The following is a 15,665-nucleotide window of genomic DNA, read 5'->3' on the forward strand; positions in this document are numbered from 1 at the left end:
GAGTTTGTAAAGATGGATAAGGTTAAGGGAGGAAATGAGATGAAACGGAAGTGGAAATTGTCTACAGCGGTCATGACGGCTGGAATGGTCTTATCACTCGCGGCTTGCGGCGGCGGATCACTCACGGACGAAGGTTCTTCTGAAGGAAATGCAGATAGCGGCGACAAAAAAGACGTCACGTTAAACGTCTTCCAATTCAAAGCGGAGATTGCGAAAGACCTTGAAGCGATGGCAAAAGAGTATGAAGAGGAAACGGGTGTGAAAGTCACGGTTCAAACCGTCGGTGGTGGAGCAGACTACGGTGCGGCCCTCAAATCACAATTCGCCTCAGGAAATGAACCGGATATCTTCAACAACGGTGGATTCACGGAAGCACAAACATGGAAAGATAAACTCGAGGACCTCTCAAGCGAGAAGTGGGTCGGAGATTTGACAGAAGTCGCCAAAGAGCCGATGACGATGGACGGTAAACTGTACGGAATGCCAATGAACCTCGAAGGTTACGGATTTATCTATAATAAAGAACTATTTGAAAAAGCAGGGATCAAAGAGTTACCGAAAACACTCTCTGAACTGACAGATGCTGCTGAAAAACTTGAGCAAGCGGGAATCACACCGTTCTCTGTCGGTTATGCAGAGTTCTGGATTTTAGGAATCCACTTGTTGAACATTCCGATGGCGCAACAAGACGACCCGGATGCATTTATTCAAGAGCTCAATGAGAATAAAGCGAAGTTTGAAGACAATGAACAGTTCCAAGAGTTTTTGAAATTGTTTGATTTGACGATTAAATACGGAAACAAAAACCCGTTGACGACGGACTACAATACACAAGTCACACAGTTCGCCCAAGGAGAGACAGCAATGCTCCAACAAGGGAACTGGGCACAACAAATGATCCTCGACGTAAATCCAGATATGGAGATGGGATTCGTCCCAATCCCAATCAATGACGATGCGGAGAAGATGGACCGACTTCCGGTCGGTGTCCCGAACAACTGGGTCGTCAACAAAAATTCGAAGTATAAAGAAGAAGCGAAAGACTTCTTAGAGTGGATGGCGACGTCGGATACAGGGAAAGACTACATGGTCAACAAGTTCAAGTTCATCCCTGCCTTCAAGTCGATTGAAGCCAACGACCTTGGACCACTCGCAGACGATATCTTGGCGTATTCGAATGAAGGGAAGACCATCTCTTGGAACTGGTTTAAGTATCCGGATGGAGCAGTGAATGAATATGGTGCCCTTATGCAGGCATATGTCGGTGGACAAAAAACAGGTGAAGAGATGCTTCAGGACTTCACGAAAGTATGGCAAGACAAAGTGAAATAAGCATGGCACAGACGGTGAAACGACCCCTTCACCGTCTGTGTTTTTTTTATGAAGAAATTGTCACAGGAATCCCATATAAACCACACACATACCGGTGGGGGTTTCAGTAGAATGGATGTTGTAAGCGCTTATGAGAAGGAGGGGGCATGAAACGAATATTGAGTTGTATCCTATTTTTGTGTTGGACAACACAGGTAGAGGCGGAAGAACACTCGATTCCGTTGACTGAACCCATCGTCATTGAGTCGAATGAGCATGTGGATGGAGACGGAAAAACATATACGAGTTGTGGCCATCCCGCATTTATCATGCGTGGAACCGGTGCTGTTCTCGAACGTGTATCAGTACAACAATGTGAGAACGACGATGTACCAGCCATCCAAGTATCTGGTCTCGGACATCAACTGCTTGATGTGTCGATCGAGTCCGCTGGTACTGGACTATTGATTGAGGATAGTTATGGAGTTCGAGTCACACGAATGTCCATTGACGGGAATGGACAGGCGGATGGGATGGTGCTCCTTGATAGTGAGGCGACCGAACTGCGTGGAGTTGTAGTGAAGAGAGTGAGAGACGGGATATACATAGAGAATGGATCTCGGCACACAATCGTTCGACCGGTCGTTTCGCATTCACGCTACGGCATTCACTTGATGTTTCCGACTGATGTGGTGATTTCGGTGCCCGAACTCCATCATAATTTGACCGGTGCGATGATTATGGGAACGAATCGAGTCGTCTTAAAAAATGGGAATGTACACGACCAGTTCGGTGGAACGGCGACGGGGCTGATGCTCTATGAGGCAATCGATACGACCATCGAGATGACGAACGTATCTGGAAATCATATCGGCTTGTTCGCGGAGCAGTCAGTAGGAACGATTCTTGAACGGAATACGATTAACGGCAACGATATCGGCTTTCAATTCAAGCAAGCAACGGGGATGATGATTCTTCAAAATAACCTGTTAGGAAATCGTGAACCGGTGACGATGGTCGAGTCGCATGACAACGTTGTACAAGGAAATGTCTGGGGTGGGACGACGTTGGACCTAGATCGTGACGGGTATAGCGAAATCCCATTTCAAACCGAACCGTACTTGTTCTTATTAACTGATTCATATGAAGCGCTAGAATTATTATACGGGTCCCCGGGACTTCTCCTATTAGAAAACATTCTGAGAAGTCCGAACGATGTATCGTTGACGGACCTTTCACCGCAAACCTATACAGCAAGGTGGGAGTGGAGCGGTTCGATTTGGAATTTAGGGAGTATCATTTTACTTATTATCATTTGGATATTTGGGAGGAAACGACATGAAATCGTATAAACAAGTAGCAGGATTATTATCCATCGCAGGATTATCATTGGCACTCGGAGCATGTTCGAGTGCATCGGCAGAACCGTTTGAAATCAAATGGGGCGAAACAGAGTGTGAAGTGTGTAAAATGAAAGTCATGGATAAGCAGTTCGCAGCGGAAGCCATCATGGAAAATGAAAAAGGATATGCGTTTGATGACATCGGTTGTCTCATGCGTGATTGGTATCCTGAACAAAAAGAAGAAGATATTGCTGCGATGTACGTGAAAGATTTCAATACGAAAGAGTGGGTCGAATTAGACGAAGCGATGTTCGTGTACGACAAAGAGTCGAAAACACCAATGGCGTACAATATTCTCTCGTTCGCGAAAGAGGCTGATGCTGAAGCCTATATCGAAGAGAATGGTGGAGATATGATGGACTTCGAACAATTGAAAGACCATTCGTGGGAGCGCGGCGAGATGCACATGAAGATGGATGGCGAAGGCTCAATGGATCAAGATAGCGAAATGGACATGGATACAGAAGAAGAAGGGCAATAATCGATGTCACTGTGGCGAATGGAATGGGCGCGGAGTCTGAGACAGCGTGAGAACTATGTATTCTTAGTTATATGGATTCTCACGCTCGTTCTACTCGGAGGACTCGGACAAGCACTACCTGTTGCTGCGGACTATACAAACGTAAGTGCAACGCTCATCACGGTGCTCGGTCTGTTACTTCCTCTTTTCATCTTATTGACGACAGCGCTTCATTGGGGACAGGAACAGGAATCGAAGCGATTGAATCTCCTCTCAACATTTACCTATCCTAAATGGAAGTTGATTTTAGTCCGATTCAGTTCATTTCTCGTGACACAAGGACTTATTCTGCTGTTGGCTTTCCTCGTTGCTTCGCTCGTTGTCGGACAATCAAGTGAGACTTGGATGATTTTGTTTTCCTACGCCATTGGATTAACAATCTACGCGACAGCGCTCGGAACTTTGCTTGGACTAATCGCGCGCAAGCGGATTCGAGCGATGTTACTGGCCTTCCTCACATGGACGATCCTCGTGTTGCTTTGGCCAACGCTTCTCGTGACCATCGTTTCCTGGCTTCCTTACGGTATGCAAGTGAACGGCATGATTGTGGCGCTGTTTCTGAATGGATTTGACTTGATGCGTGTATGGGCCAGTACGATTGTATCCTCTTCAGATGTGTTTGGGGATGTCTATCTCCACCTGTTGAATTGGATGCATCGACCGATTGGATACGCTGGAGTCTGGTTGAGCTTGCTTACGGCAAGTGGTTTCTTGTTATCACTTGCCTCGACGGTGATGTACGGAGGGAATCGTCATGATTAACTGTTTAGATGTAGGGAAAAAATACGGTGATTCGTGGTCACTCCATCCCATTCGTGAAGACATCGTCTCGGGGAAAATCGTGGCGTTGTGTGGAAGCAATGGTGCCGGAAAATCGACGCTGTTGAATCTGATGAATGGTACCATCAAACCGAGTACCGGCAACATTCAATTGAATGGTTATACGATTAAACAACGCGCGAAATATAATGAGAGTTTTGGCTATATGCCGGATGATTTCTATTTTGATGAGGCATGGACAGTTGAGGAGACATTCATCTACTACGCTACCTTGCAAGGGGCACATCCGACTCTGGAGATTTTAAAACGAGTCGGTCTGTACGAGCATAAACGAAAGCGCGTCTCCGAACTCTCAAAAGGGATGCGGCAACGTCTCTTGTTGTCTCAAGCTCTTGTAAGCGAACCAGACATTTTGTTGTTGGATGAACCGACGAACGGACTCGATCCGCTATGGATGCAAATGCTCAGCGAACTATTGCGACAAGAGGCCAAACGGGGGGCGACCATCGTGTTTTCAACGCATCAACTTGACGTCGCCGCCATGTTGGCAGATGAGGTCTGGATGATGCGAGCGGGTGCTGTTTGTGGGAAGGTATATGTCCAAGAAGAACAAGCCGCATATGAACGACTAAGAGAATTCTTTTTCGAATCGAAAGATGACACTTGTCAAATGGACGCGGCTCGCACAAAATAATAGACAGTTGAAGTGGTGCTCGGAACCTTCCGACGCCACTATTTTTTTGGGGAGATGGAATGAATGAGAAAAAATGTGACGGTTGCCCTATTACTGGCAACCTTTTTAGCAGCGATTGAAGGGACGGTCGTATCGGTTGCGACACCGGTCATTGCCAGTGAGTTGAACGGAGCGACGCTCGTCAGCTGGGTATTTGCCGCTTTCTTACTTTTTACAGCGGTTTCGACACCGATTTATGGAAAAGTGGCAGACTTATTCGGGCGAAAGCGCGTCCTGTTGTTTGGAATCGGGTTGTTCACCGTGTCTTCATTGTTATGTGGGTTAGCGACATCGATGGAACAACTCATTGTCTTTCGGGCGCTGCAAGGTCTCGGGGCCGGAGCCGTGCTTCCGATTTCGATGACGATTATTGGAGATTTATATAAATACGAAGAGCGTGGGAAAATTCAAGGAATTCTAAGTGCGGTCTGGGGTGTATCGGGTGTGCTTGGCCCCGTCATCGGTGGATTTTTGGTCGAAACGTTGTCTTGGCGTTACGTATTCTTATTAAACGTGCCATTTGCGTTACTCTCGTTCATCATGATTATCGTCTTTTATAAAGAAACCGTCGCTGAAACGAGCGAGCGGATTGATTTGAAAGGTGCTCTCTTGTTCGCTGGAGGAACGACCGCGTTTTTATACGCCTTGATCACGTTCAGTGAAACGAATGAATGGACGACGACCATCGTCGGGAGTGGCGTAATTAGTCTTGTTTTGTTAGGGGGATTCTTCCTATCGGAAAGAAGAGCAACCTCTCCTTTATTGCCGTTTGATTTGCTCAAGCAACCAACGATTGCGGCCATCAACGGCTCTGTCTTTTTTGCAGCTTGGGTACTCGTTTCAATGTCAGCTTACATCCCAATTTGGGCGCAAGCAGTATTAGGAAAAACAGCAACCGAGGCTGGATTCATGTTGATGCCGTTGTCTGTTGCATGGACATTCACATCGATTATCGGAGGACGGACGCTCGGTGTGGCATCCCCGAGACGTCGCGCGTTGGTTGGTATGGGGTTACTCGTCATCGGAACCCTCACGTTGACACTCTTATCTCAATCAAGCTCGGATTTCTGGGTATATGGTGCGGTGGCTTTGATTGGGGTAGGATTCGGATTGTCACAGCCGATGTTTATCGTCGTCTTACAAACCGTCGTTTCCTATCAGCAACGAGGAACGGCGACTGCGACCAACTCCTTCTTAAGTACGGTCGGTCAAACGCTCGGTGTAGCAGTCTTTGGAGCCGTCTTTAACTTTGTCGTACTCAATGATTTTAAAGAAAGCAGCTCCTTATCCCAAGTGTCTTTGGAAGACTTCTTCAATCAAAGTGTGACGGAGACGTTAAGCGCGTCTGTCCGTCTGCAAGGTGAACAAATCATCGCGACCGGGTTGAATGGGATCTTCATCGGGGCGATGATTGCGGCCGTGATTGCATTCATCATCGCAACCCGTTTGCCGGCCCGCCCACCGGAACCTTCACAGCGCTCGTGAAACAAGGGTATGATGAAGGAAAGGGAGGCGAACCGACATGAAACGTCAAATTGGGATTGTGACACTATTGTTTCTTATGGGATGTACGCCAGAACCGACGAACGAAGGTACGGAGCCACCACCTGCTGAAGAATCGACTCGTGATGAGTCGGCAACATCTGAAGAATCGAATACCACTAAAGAGACGGAACTGAACATCGGGGAAGTGACCGCCGTCGCTGAGAATCTAGAGATCCCGTGGTCACTCGCTCGAAGTGCGGACAAATGGTTCGTATCGGAACGTGGTGGGACCATCACGGTAATCGATGATTCCGGTAGCGCGACGCAATCTGACGTGAACTTGGACGAAGACGTATTTGAGATTGGTGAAGGAGGATTCCTCGGCATCGCGCTGAGCGACGATTTTGAATCGAGTGGCATCCTTTACGCATATCATACGTACGGTTCATCGGGAAGAGACGTCAAGAACCGGGTGGTAGAGTTGACGTGGGATGGAGAACGTTTCGAGGAAACTGGTGTCTTGATTGACGAGATACCAGGGGCACGTTTCCATAACGGTGGACGTCTATTAGTCGATGGAGCGTATCTTTGGGTGACGACGGGCGATGCGCTCGTGCCAGAACTTGCTCAAAACGAGTCATCTTTGGCGGGGAAGATTTTACGAATTCCATTATCGGGTGAAGGCGAACCGACCGACTGGATTTATTCGCTCGGTCATCGAAACCCTCAAGGACTCAGCCGGATGGATGATACGCTTTATGCGAGTGAGCATGGGGCGAGTGGACATGACGAGGTCAACGTGATAGAAGAAGGAAACAATTATGGATGGCCACTCATTGAGGCAAACGAGGAACGAGAAGGTCTCATCACGCCATGGTTTGAAGTTGGTGAGACGTCTTGGGCACCATCTGGAATTGCGACCGATGAACGGTACGTATACATGGCGACACTTCGGGATGAGCGGCTCGTGGCCATCGATCGTGAAACGAAGCAAGTCACGACAATTGTCGAAGGGGTAGGACGGATTCGTGATGTGTGGTTGAACGACGATACGTTGTATTTTATTTCGAACAATACGGACGGACGAGGCAATCCGCAATCGCAAGACGACAAACTCTATCAAGTGACCATCCGCTAGAAACTGACGAATCCGTCAGTTTCTATTTTTTTTCGTTGTTTCTTCTAGAAGGAACGGTATAATTAAACATGTATTTTGGAAAAAGAAGGGGAATTTAGATGAATCATTCAAACTTGGTACATAAACGAGAAAATTTATACTTCTCATTATTAGTCGCAGCAAGCGTACTCGTCTTGATTTTAGGAATCGTACTGACGATTGCATCGTTCGGTCTTTTCTTGTGGATCATCGGGACGATCGTAGCACTCTCAATGTTTACGCACTGGATTCAAATCGGGTATATTCGGACGAACGGTGTCAAGGTGACGCCTCGTCAGTTCACAGAGCTTCATGAGCTGGTTCAACGCGTCGGGGCTGAGATGGGGATTCGTTTGTTGCCAGATGTGTATATCTTACAGGCCGGTGGTGTGTTAAATGCTTTCGCCACGCGATTCTTCCAAAAGAATATGGTCATCTTATATTCTGATGTCGTGGAATTGACACGTACTGGACAGGCGAAAGAAGTCGAGTTTGTCATCGCACATGAATTGGCACATATTCGTCGGAACCACGTTCAAAAACAATGGGTTGTCTTACTTGGTAGCATCATTCCGTTTTTAGGATCAGCTTATTCGCGTGCATGTGAGTATACGTGTGACCGGATGGCAGCGCATTATCTTCAAGATTTTGGAGCGTCGAAACAAGCGTTGACCGTACTTGCGATCGGGGGACCGCTCGCGAAAGAAGTGAATGAGTTTGACTATCTGTATGAAGCGAGCAGAGAGAACGGATTCATCGCGAAATATAGTGAACTGTTGTCGACGCATCCGACGTTACCGAAACGCATTGCAGCGATTGCGACACATGCGGGCGAAGAAAACGTACCGGTCTTTAAAACAGCGGGATATGTGAAAGCCTCTATCATTTCGATGATTCTATTGACTGTCATCGGTAACGGAGCAATCATCGCCTTGCTCGTCATGAACGATGATTTATCTGACTTTGTCGCATCGGCAATGAGCGAAGATCTCGAAGAGGATTGGGGAATGGAATTAGGTGAACCGATTCAAGAATTGACGTTCATGAATGCGAGTTATGAAGAAATTGAAGCGGAACTGGCAAACGTGACGGATGTGAACATTCAAGACGAATATGGGGAAACACCACTCCATAACTTGTTCTATAATGACGACATCGATCCTGAGACGGTCCTCCTCTTACTTGATCACGGTGCAGACGTGACCATCGAGAACGAAGAGGGGATGACACCGATTGATGTGGCACGAGAAATGGGACACGGACCACAACTCATTGATTTAATGGAATCCTATTAATAGTCGCTGAATCCTTGTTTCGAAAGAAATGAGGATTCTTTTTTATGATTCTTGCAAACGTTTGCATAACGCGTGATATACTCATGGGGTAGGGGGGATGTCGGTGAATAGCATTCGGACAAAGTTAACAGGAATGATTGCATTAACCATCATCGTGCCAGTCATTATCGCGACAATCATTTCATTTTGGTATGTGGAGGATCGAGAACGTGAACGCGGTCTTGAAATGACGGAATGGTCGCTTGAACGGGGGACGCGTCAGATGGAACGCTATATTTCTGACTTGAGTCGCTTGCCGACTAGCCTATACGCAGATCGTGACGTATTGGACATACTGGAATACGGACCGGGACTGTCGTTAAGAGAAACGGAGATTGAAGTGCGACGAGCGCTCCTCGCAATGTATTTGTCCCGGGAAGACGTGGCGCAAATTCAGCTGTTGATGCTTGAAGACATGGATTCATTCGCAGCGTATAAAATGAAAGTATCACCGCGTTCCAAAAAAGAACCGAGCGCTGTCCAACGACAGTTGTTGAATAATCCGAAAAGTCGTGTCTTGCTTGAAGCGTCACATCCGCTCATTCCGTATCATGATTTCGGACCAATCATGACACAAGAAGATGTCGTCACCCTCCATTTCAGACTCGATAAAATTGAAACGGACGAACCGCTCGCGATTCTGTCGCTCGATATCCCGGAAGATCTGTTCATCGGACAGTTGGCTTCTCTTCAAAATAGTCCGGAGGAAAGTCTATGGTTCGTTGGTGAGGACAATCGTGTGTTCGCCCATCTTGGAGATGGCGAGATTCCTTCGTCGTTTCAACCGAGATCGCTTTCGACCGATGGAAATCATCATCAAATCACGAAAACATTTGAGTTCGACCATCAGCAATTCTATGTCGGGAAGTCGATTCCAGATCAGCTCTTGACGGAACCGGCTTCACGAACATCGTTCATTATTTTGTTAGTCGGAATCATCTCACTCATTCTGGCATTGATTGGCGCCACGTACGCCTCGATGAAACTGACGACTCCGATTAAGACGTTGACCTCGAACATTTGGCGAATTGAGCAAGGCGATATGACGGTCTCGTTCGATTCCCTCGGAAATGATGAGTTCGGCGTACTCGGGAGACAGTTCAAGCGGATGATTGAGCGAATCGACGATCTGATTCAACGGGAGTATAAGCTTGCCTTAGAGAACCGAACGAATGAACTACGTGCCTTACAGGCGCAAACTAATCCGCACTTCTTATTCAATGCGTTACAGTCGATCGGCACACTGGCTTTAAAGGGAGATGGCAAAACCGTCTATCGATTGATCACACAACTCTCTTCGATGATGCGATATACGATGCATCCAGAAGAGTCGATGGTCACGCTAAAGAGAGAAATCGAGCATTTGAACTCATACATTCGCCTGCAAGACGTTCGTTTTCCAAATCAGTTTCAAGTGAGCGTCTCAGTCCCTGAGGACCTCCATGAACTGATTGTTCCAAAGATGATTTTACAGCCGCTCGCAGAGAACTTTTTCAAACATGGGTTCGAGCGAGACGGCTCGGCTTTAGCGAATCGATTTGACGTGATGGTCTGGATGGAAGGGGCGACACTCGTGATTCGCTGTGAGAACAGCGGACGTTCCTTGACGACGGAAGAATGGGAACGGGTCATGTCACGTATTGAACAAGGGGACTCGACATTTTATGACACAGAGGGTACAGGATTACGAAACATTCGTGATCGACTCATGTTAAACTATAATCGGGAGGCAGAATTTATGTTGGCTACACCTGAAACAGGCGGTTTTCGAATCATGATGCGTTTCCCGGCAACGGATGAAGGGGTGGCATCATGACGAAAGTGTTGATTGTAGATGATGAATCTCCAGTAAGGGAAGCGGTGAAATTACTCGGCGAATGGGAGCGGTTCGGTGTGAAGGCCGTACTCGAGGCGAAGAACGGACTTGAGGCAAAGGCGCTCATCGAGCAGGAGCGACCTGCTTTAATTCTATCGGATATTCAAATGCCACATTGTGATGGAATCGAGCTGATGGAGTGGGTACACGACCACGCTTCATCCTCTAAGCTCGTTGTGTTGACAGGTTACGATGAATATTCGTACATGCGCCGGGCCATCCAGTACGGGAGCTTTGATTATCTGTTGAAGCCGATCGACCCGGATGTACTAAACGATACGTTGTCACGGGCGTTAGCGGGCGTGATGACGGAGTCGAGTGAAGATCCGATTGCCCAAATTGGTACGTACATTGAACAGCACTTTGCGGAAGAGCTGAGTTTGCAAGGAATGAGTGAACGGTTTTACTTAAGTCGGGAGTATATCTCACGACGATTTAAACAACAATATGGCGTGAATCTATCTGAGTACGTGTTGACAATTCGGATGAATGAAGCAAAGCGCCTGTTAGAAACGAGTAGACAGCGTATCTATGAAGTCGCCCAAGCAGTCGGCTTTTCGGACGACAAATATTTCCGAAAGGTCTTTAAAAAACAAGTCGGTGTTACTCCGAACGAATTTCGGGAACAAGTTCAACGACAAGCTTAAAGGAGGAATTCAAACATGAGTGTACACATTGGAGCTCAAGAAGGACAAATTGCAGAAACGGTATTACTTCCAGGGGATCCGCTTCGCGCCAAGTATATCGCGGAAACGTTTTTAGAAGACGTCGAATTATATAACGAAGTTCGTGGCATGTACGGCTTCACGGGAACATACAAAGGAAAACGCATCTCAGTGCAAGGTACAGGGATGGGTGTCCCATCGATGTCGATTTACGTGAATGAACTCATCATGTCGTACGGTGCTAAAAACTTGATCCGTGTCGGAACAGCGGGCGGAATTCAAGAAGATGTTAAGGTACGTGACGTTGTTATCGCGATGAGCGCATCAAGTGAAATGGGACAAAACCGTGTCCGTTTCAACGGAATGGACTATGCGCCAACAGCGACGTTCGACCTCCTACATCGTGCGTATATGAATGCAGAAAAAGCGGGTATCCCGGTCAAAGTCGGACAAATCTTCACGGCTGACCAATTCTATCAAGATGATTTCCATCACTTCAAGAAATGGGCGGACTTCGGTTGCCTCGCGATCGAGATGGAAGCAGCAGGTCTTTACACGCTTGCAGCGAAACATAAAGTGAACGCGTTGACGATCCTCACGATCTCTGACCACTTGTTGACGGGTGAAGAGACGACTTCAGAAGAGCGTCAGTCGACGTTTGATGAAATGATTCGTGTCGCTCTCGACACGGCCGTCGAAGTAACAAACTAAGCGATTTTCCCTATAGCCTTTGGCTGTAGGGATTTTTTGTGTCTAAACCTATTCATCCCTATGAAACGGGTGGAGCACCAGCTAGACTAAGAATAAGATCACGGGAAAGAGGAATTGTCCGATGAAAACTCCATCACGTTTTATATTATATGCAATCGTATTCTTTGCCTTTTTTGATTTATTCGCCCAACTTCCGATCATGAGCACATTTGCGGTATCCGTTGGGGCATCCTCGTTTATCGCTGGCTTTTCCATTGCAATCTATTCGTTGACGAACACGTTTGGAAATATGTTATCTGGTATATGGACTGACAGAAATGGTCCATATCCGGTTTTGGTTCTCGGCTTGTTTCTGACGAGCTTCAGTTTATTGGCTTATCAGTTCGTCGACTCAGCATTTATGTTGCTGTTTGTACGGTGTATTCATGGCTTTATGGCCGGACTCATCGTCCCAGCTGCATTTACGCTGTCGGCGAACGTCACCGCGATGAACCGTCAAGGTAAGAAAGTCGCCATTACCGGTAGTTTCGTCGGGTTAGCTGCCATTATCGGTCCAGCATTCAGCGGTATCGTCGCAAGCATCACATCGCCACCAACTGTCTTTTTATTCGTCTCTTTATTCGGTTGGGTGATTCTCATCGTGACGATTGTGACAATGCGAGGAAGTCAAACGGTCGAGACAATAATAGAAAAAGAGAGGACACGGGAAAAACCGGATCCGAAAGTGCTTCGTGCCTATTGGGGCGCTTTTTTCCTCATGTTTTCTCAAGGGGCGCTCGCCTTTTTACTGCCGCTCCATGTGCAGGAACTTGGATATGATTCACGATTGAGCGGGACATTGCTCAGTATGTTCGGCGTGGTAGCCGTCCTGTTCTTTTTATTGCCGACGAACCGATTGTTTGATCGATTCTCTCCGACAAAGTTGACCGCACTTGGGGTGGCTATCATCGGGATAAGCCAGGTGTTAATTGGACAATCGGGTGTACAAACTAGCCTGTATGGGGTACTTGCCTTATATGGTGTCGGGTTTGCCATTTTATTCCCGGCCATTAATACGTTGTTGATCCAATCGACCTCTCCACAAAATCGAGGGAAAGCATACGGGGCGTTCTATGCCTTTTTCTCTCTCGGAACGGTAGCGGGGTCATCATTCTTAAGTGTTCTTCCACTCTCGATCGTCCAGCAGTTCACACTGACCGGCTTGATTTTAGGGAGCGCAAGCCTGCTCTTTCTGATCAGCGCGCGAAAAAGAGTACGAATGTTTTGACACGAGGGAAGCAATCGCTTACTCTATGATTAAGCGTTTAAACATTTAAACGCTTTGTATTATAGTAGGTTGATGAAAGCGTTTTTTTAGATTCACGTTTCACACGATGATAAAATGAGATAAATGTGATGAATCATAAGGAGGAAAGTTCATGCTGGCACCGATTGAACAGTTGACGATTGACGAGCTAGTCCAGAAACAGCGCCGCTTCTTTAAAACACAGGCGACAAAATCGATGGCATTTCGTTTGAGCATGCTGACGTTTTTAAAGGAGTCCATTAAGCATTATGAAGCGGATTTGCTAGAGGCGCTTCGCGAAGATTTGAACAAGTCCGAATTGGATGCGTATACGACGGAAATCGGATTTATTTACGATGAGATTTCACGAACGACGCGTGAATTGAAGCGGTGGATGCGTCCGAAGCGTGTCCGTGGGACGGCGATTCATCTTGGGATGAAGAGTGAGATTCAATATGAGCCGTACGGCACGGTGTTGATCATCGCTCCATGGAATTATCCATTCCAATTGGCTGTTGCTCCACTCATTGGTGCGATTGCCGCAGGGAATACAGCCGTTGTCAAACCTTCAGAATTGACGCCGAATGTTGCGCGTGTCCTGACGCAGGTGCTCGAGCGTGCCTTCACCGATCGATATGTGGCAAGTGTCGAAGGGGATAAAGATACAGCGCAAGAGCTGTTGGCACAAAAATGGGATTACATCTTCTTCACGGGATCGACGCAAGTCGGGCGAATCGTCAATCAGGCAGCAGCGAAGCATCTGACGCCAGTCACGCTCGAACTAGGTGGGAAATCACCAGTCATCGTTCACGGAGATGCGAACGTCTCCATTGCGGCAAAACGTGTCGCCTGGGGTAAATGGATGAACGCCGGTCAAACATGTGTCGCACCAGACTATGTGCTCGTCCACGAATCGCAACAAGAAGCATTTTTAGAAGCGATTAAACAAGAGGCGTTTGCGATGTTTGGGAATGGTGTCGGCACGAAACGATACACGCGCATCGTCAATGAATCACACTTCGACCGTTTGGCTCACTATTTGACAGAAGGTGACCTTGTGTTCGGTGGAGAGATGAACCGGGATGAGCTTAAAATTGCGCCGACCGTCATGACGAATCTTCATGAAGATGCTGATGTGATGAAAGATGAGATTTTCGGTCCGATTTTACCAGTCATTCCATATCGTCAATTGGATGAAGTGATCGAGTTCATCTCAGACCGACCACACCCATTGGCGCTCTATATCTTTACAGAGTCAAAGGACGTGGAAAGAACCGTCATGAAGCACCTTTCCTTCGGTGGCGGGTGTGTGAACGATGTCATCATGCATTTGACGAACCCAAATCTACCGTTTGGTGGAGTGGGCGAGAGCGGAATGGGGGCCTATCATGGGCGAACGAGTTTTGAGACATTCAGCCACGCGAAGTCTATTTTAAAAAATACGACAAAATTTGATTTACCAGTCCGGTATCCGAACTTCAAACCGGCTGAACAATTGATTCGACTGATTCAACGATGAATCGATGTAAAGATTCGGGGTCATACCCGAATCTTTTTATTTTCAAAAGATTGTTTGAAATGTCACATACTTTTATGATACTCCCTGTCACACTCCTGTATAATAAAGTCATAAATGGAACGGACGAATGAAACGTGGAGGGAGCACCGACCTATGTCAATGCAATGTGGAACGACCCAACCGAACAGTTTTGTATTCTCAGATGAAACGAAACAGCTGTTACTCGAAATGATGACGCTTCAGCATCATCCAAAAGCGAGTATCGTGTGTTGGGAAGGTGAGAAGTGTGATAAGTTCTTTTATTTGAAGAGTGGATCTGTCAAATTCACGAAAATCACGAAAAAGGGAAATCCACTCGTCATGTTCATGTATGGATCGGATGATTTCTTTGGTGAGTTTGACATCGTGGAGACATTCCCTAGTTCGTATAGCATCGAAACGACTGAAGAGAGTACCATCGGGACGATTTCAAAACGAGAGTTAGAATCGCTTATGCAGCGCGATATCCGTTTTGCCGGAGAAATCTTGCGCTGGACATCGATGATGCGTAAGCATTCCGAAATGAAAGTGCGCGACTTATTGTTGTATGGAAAACCTGGTGCATTGGCTTCGACGTTACTTCGAATGGCCGCGATGCATGGAGTGGAGGAAGAAGATGCAATCGTGATTCCTCGTCATCCGTCTGACGGAGAACTCGGACAACTGATTGGAGCACCGCGTGAGACGGTGAATCGATTGATCAGTCAGTGGCGAAAAGAAGGTGTCATCAGCACAACAACGAAATCAATCATCATTCGCGATGTCGACTTTTTAAAAGAGTTATGCCATTGCGAAGGCTGCCCGGCAGGAATATGTCGTTTGTAAACCGCCCCATGTGGAGGCGGTTT

General features: G+C 47.1%; 14 protein-coding genes. All 14 read left to right on the plus strand.

The genetic code is table 11. The annotated features are described in order from the left end of the window. Positions 1-39: 39 nt before the first annotated feature. The 14 genes from KOG47_RS12750 (at position 40) to KOG47_RS12815 (ending at position 15,642) form a co-directional block, all read left to right on the plus strand. Entirely contained in the window at positions 40-1,332 is a 1,293-nt protein-coding gene (locus KOG47_RS12750; protein ID WP_215244344.1) for an ABC transporter substrate-binding protein, read from the plus strand. A gap of 146 nt (positions 1,333-1,478) precedes the next feature. Then, positions 1,479-2,663 carry a right-handed parallel beta-helix repeat-containing protein gene (locus KOG47_RS12755; protein WP_214691475.1) on the plus strand — a complete coding sequence of 395 codons (1,185 nt, stop codon included), beginning with the start codon at positions 1,479-1,481 and terminating at the stop codon, positions 2,661-2,663. Next, positions 2,650-3,195, plus strand: a complete 546-nt coding sequence (locus tag KOG47_RS12760) for a nitrous oxide reductase accessory protein NosL (protein ID WP_196431579.1) — start codon at positions 2,650-2,652, stop codon at positions 3,193-3,195. The genes KOG47_RS12755 and KOG47_RS12760 overlap by 14 nt, the downstream gene beginning before the upstream one ends. Before the next feature lie 3 nt (positions 3,196-3,198). Next, a complete protein-coding gene (locus tag KOG47_RS12765; RefSeq protein ID WP_215244345.1) occupies positions 3,199-3,996 on the plus strand; it encodes an ABC-2 transporter permease in 798 nt (265 codons plus the stop codon). Next, complete coding sequence (locus KOG47_RS12770) at positions 3,989-4,708, plus strand: ABC transporter ATP-binding protein (RefSeq protein ID WP_214691477.1); 720 nt, start codon at positions 3,989-3,991, stop codon at positions 4,706-4,708. Before KOG47_RS12765 ends, KOG47_RS12770 begins: the two co-directional genes overlap by 8 nt. Before the next feature lie 63 nt (positions 4,709-4,771). Beyond that, positions 4,772-6,232, plus strand: a complete 1,461-nt coding sequence (locus KOG47_RS12775) for an MDR family MFS transporter (protein WP_214691478.1) — start codon at positions 4,772-4,774, stop codon at positions 6,230-6,232. A gap of 37 nt (positions 6,233-6,269) precedes the next feature. After that, the gene (locus tag KOG47_RS12780) at positions 6,270-7,370 is read left to right on the plus strand and encodes a PQQ-dependent sugar dehydrogenase (RefSeq protein ID WP_215244346.1); all 1,101 of its coding nucleotides are present in this window, start codon (positions 6,270-6,272) and stop codon (positions 7,368-7,370) included. Between the two features lie 98 nt (positions 7,371-7,468). Beyond that, positions 7,469-8,683 (plus strand): M48 family metallopeptidase, encoded by a 1,215-nt coding sequence (locus tag KOG47_RS12785; protein WP_074037753.1) that lies wholly within the window; start codon positions 7,469-7,471, stop codon positions 8,681-8,683. 97 nt (positions 8,684-8,780) lie between these two features. Then, positions 8,781-10,538, plus strand: coding sequence for a sensor histidine kinase (locus KOG47_RS12790; protein WP_074037752.1), 1,758 nt, complete (start codon positions 8,781-8,783; stop codon positions 10,536-10,538). After that, complete coding sequence (locus KOG47_RS12795) at positions 10,535-11,245, plus strand: response regulator transcription factor (RefSeq protein ID WP_074037751.1); 711 nt, start codon at positions 10,535-10,537, stop codon at positions 11,243-11,245. The genes KOG47_RS12790 and KOG47_RS12795 overlap by 4 nt, the downstream gene beginning before the upstream one ends. Before the next feature lie 15 nt (positions 11,246-11,260). After that, positions 11,261-11,974 (plus strand): purine-nucleoside phosphorylase, encoded by a 714-nt coding sequence (gene deoD, locus KOG47_RS12800; RefSeq protein ID WP_015880817.1) that lies wholly within the window; start codon positions 11,261-11,263, stop codon positions 11,972-11,974. Positions 11,975-12,095: 121 nt separating this feature from the next. Further along, positions 12,096-13,241, plus strand: a complete 1,146-nt coding sequence (locus KOG47_RS12805; RefSeq protein WP_159563554.1) for an MFS transporter — start codon at positions 12,096-12,098, stop codon at positions 13,239-13,241. A gap of 151 nt (positions 13,242-13,392) precedes the next feature. Continuing rightward, positions 13,393-14,778 (plus strand): aldehyde dehydrogenase, encoded by a 1,386-nt coding sequence (locus KOG47_RS12810; protein ID WP_215244347.1) that lies wholly within the window; start codon positions 13,393-13,395, stop codon positions 14,776-14,778. Between the two features lie 153 nt (positions 14,779-14,931). Next, positions 14,932-15,642, plus strand: a complete 711-nt coding sequence (locus KOG47_RS12815; protein ID WP_015880820.1) for a Crp/Fnr family transcriptional regulator — start codon at positions 14,932-14,934, stop codon at positions 15,640-15,642. The last annotated feature ends 23 nt before the right edge of the window (positions 15,643-15,665 follow it).

It is taken from the genome of Exiguobacterium sp. s121, assembly GCF_018617245.1.
Classification (GTDB): Bacteria; Bacillota; Bacilli; order Exiguobacteriales; family Exiguobacteriaceae; genus Exiguobacterium; species Exiguobacterium profundum.

Bases quoted from the DNA above. Each gene is read 5' to 3' on its own strand.
- KOG47_RS12790 (WP_074037752.1), top strand. From the start codon at position 8,781: ATGTCGGTGAATAGCATTCGGACAAAGTTAACAGGAATGATTGCATTA.
- KOG47_RS12785 (WP_074037753.1), top strand. From the start codon at position 7,469: ATGAATCATTCAAACTTGGTACATAAACGAGAAAATTTATACTTCTCA.
- KOG47_RS12795 (WP_074037751.1), top strand. From the start codon at position 10,535: ATGACGAAAGTGTTGATTGTAGATGATGAATCTCCAGTAAGGGAAGCG.
- KOG47_RS12755 (WP_214691475.1), top strand. From the start codon at position 1,479: ATGAAACGAATATTGAGTTGTATCCTATTTTTGTGTTGGACAACACAG.
- KOG47_RS12775 (WP_214691478.1), top strand. From the start codon at position 4,772: ATGAGAAAAAATGTGACGGTTGCCCTATTACTGGCAACCTTTTTAGCA.
- KOG47_RS12815 (WP_015880820.1), top strand. From the start codon at position 14,932: ATGTCAATGCAATGTGGAACGACCCAACCGAACAGTTTTGTATTCTCA.
- deoD (WP_015880817.1), top strand. From the start codon at position 11,261: ATGAGTGTACACATTGGAGCTCAAGAAGGACAAATTGCAGAAACGGTA.
- KOG47_RS12750 (WP_215244344.1), top strand. From the start codon at position 40: ATGAAACGGAAGTGGAAATTGTCTACAGCGGTCATGACGGCTGGAATG.
- KOG47_RS12810 (WP_215244347.1), top strand. From the start codon at position 13,393: ATGCTGGCACCGATTGAACAGTTGACGATTGACGAGCTAGTCCAGAAA.
- KOG47_RS12805 (WP_159563554.1), top strand. From the start codon at position 12,096: ATGAAAACTCCATCACGTTTTATATTATATGCAATCGTATTCTTTGCC.
- KOG47_RS12770 (WP_214691477.1), top strand. From the start codon at position 3,989: ATGATTAACTGTTTAGATGTAGGGAAAAAATACGGTGATTCGTGGTCA.
- KOG47_RS12765 (WP_215244345.1), top strand. From the start codon at position 3,199: ATGTCACTGTGGCGAATGGAATGGGCGCGGAGTCTGAGACAGCGTGAG.
- KOG47_RS12780 (WP_215244346.1), top strand. From the start codon at position 6,270: ATGAAACGTCAAATTGGGATTGTGACACTATTGTTTCTTATGGGATGT.
- KOG47_RS12760 (WP_196431579.1), top strand. From the start codon at position 2,650: ATGAAATCGTATAAACAAGTAGCAGGATTATTATCCATCGCAGGATTA.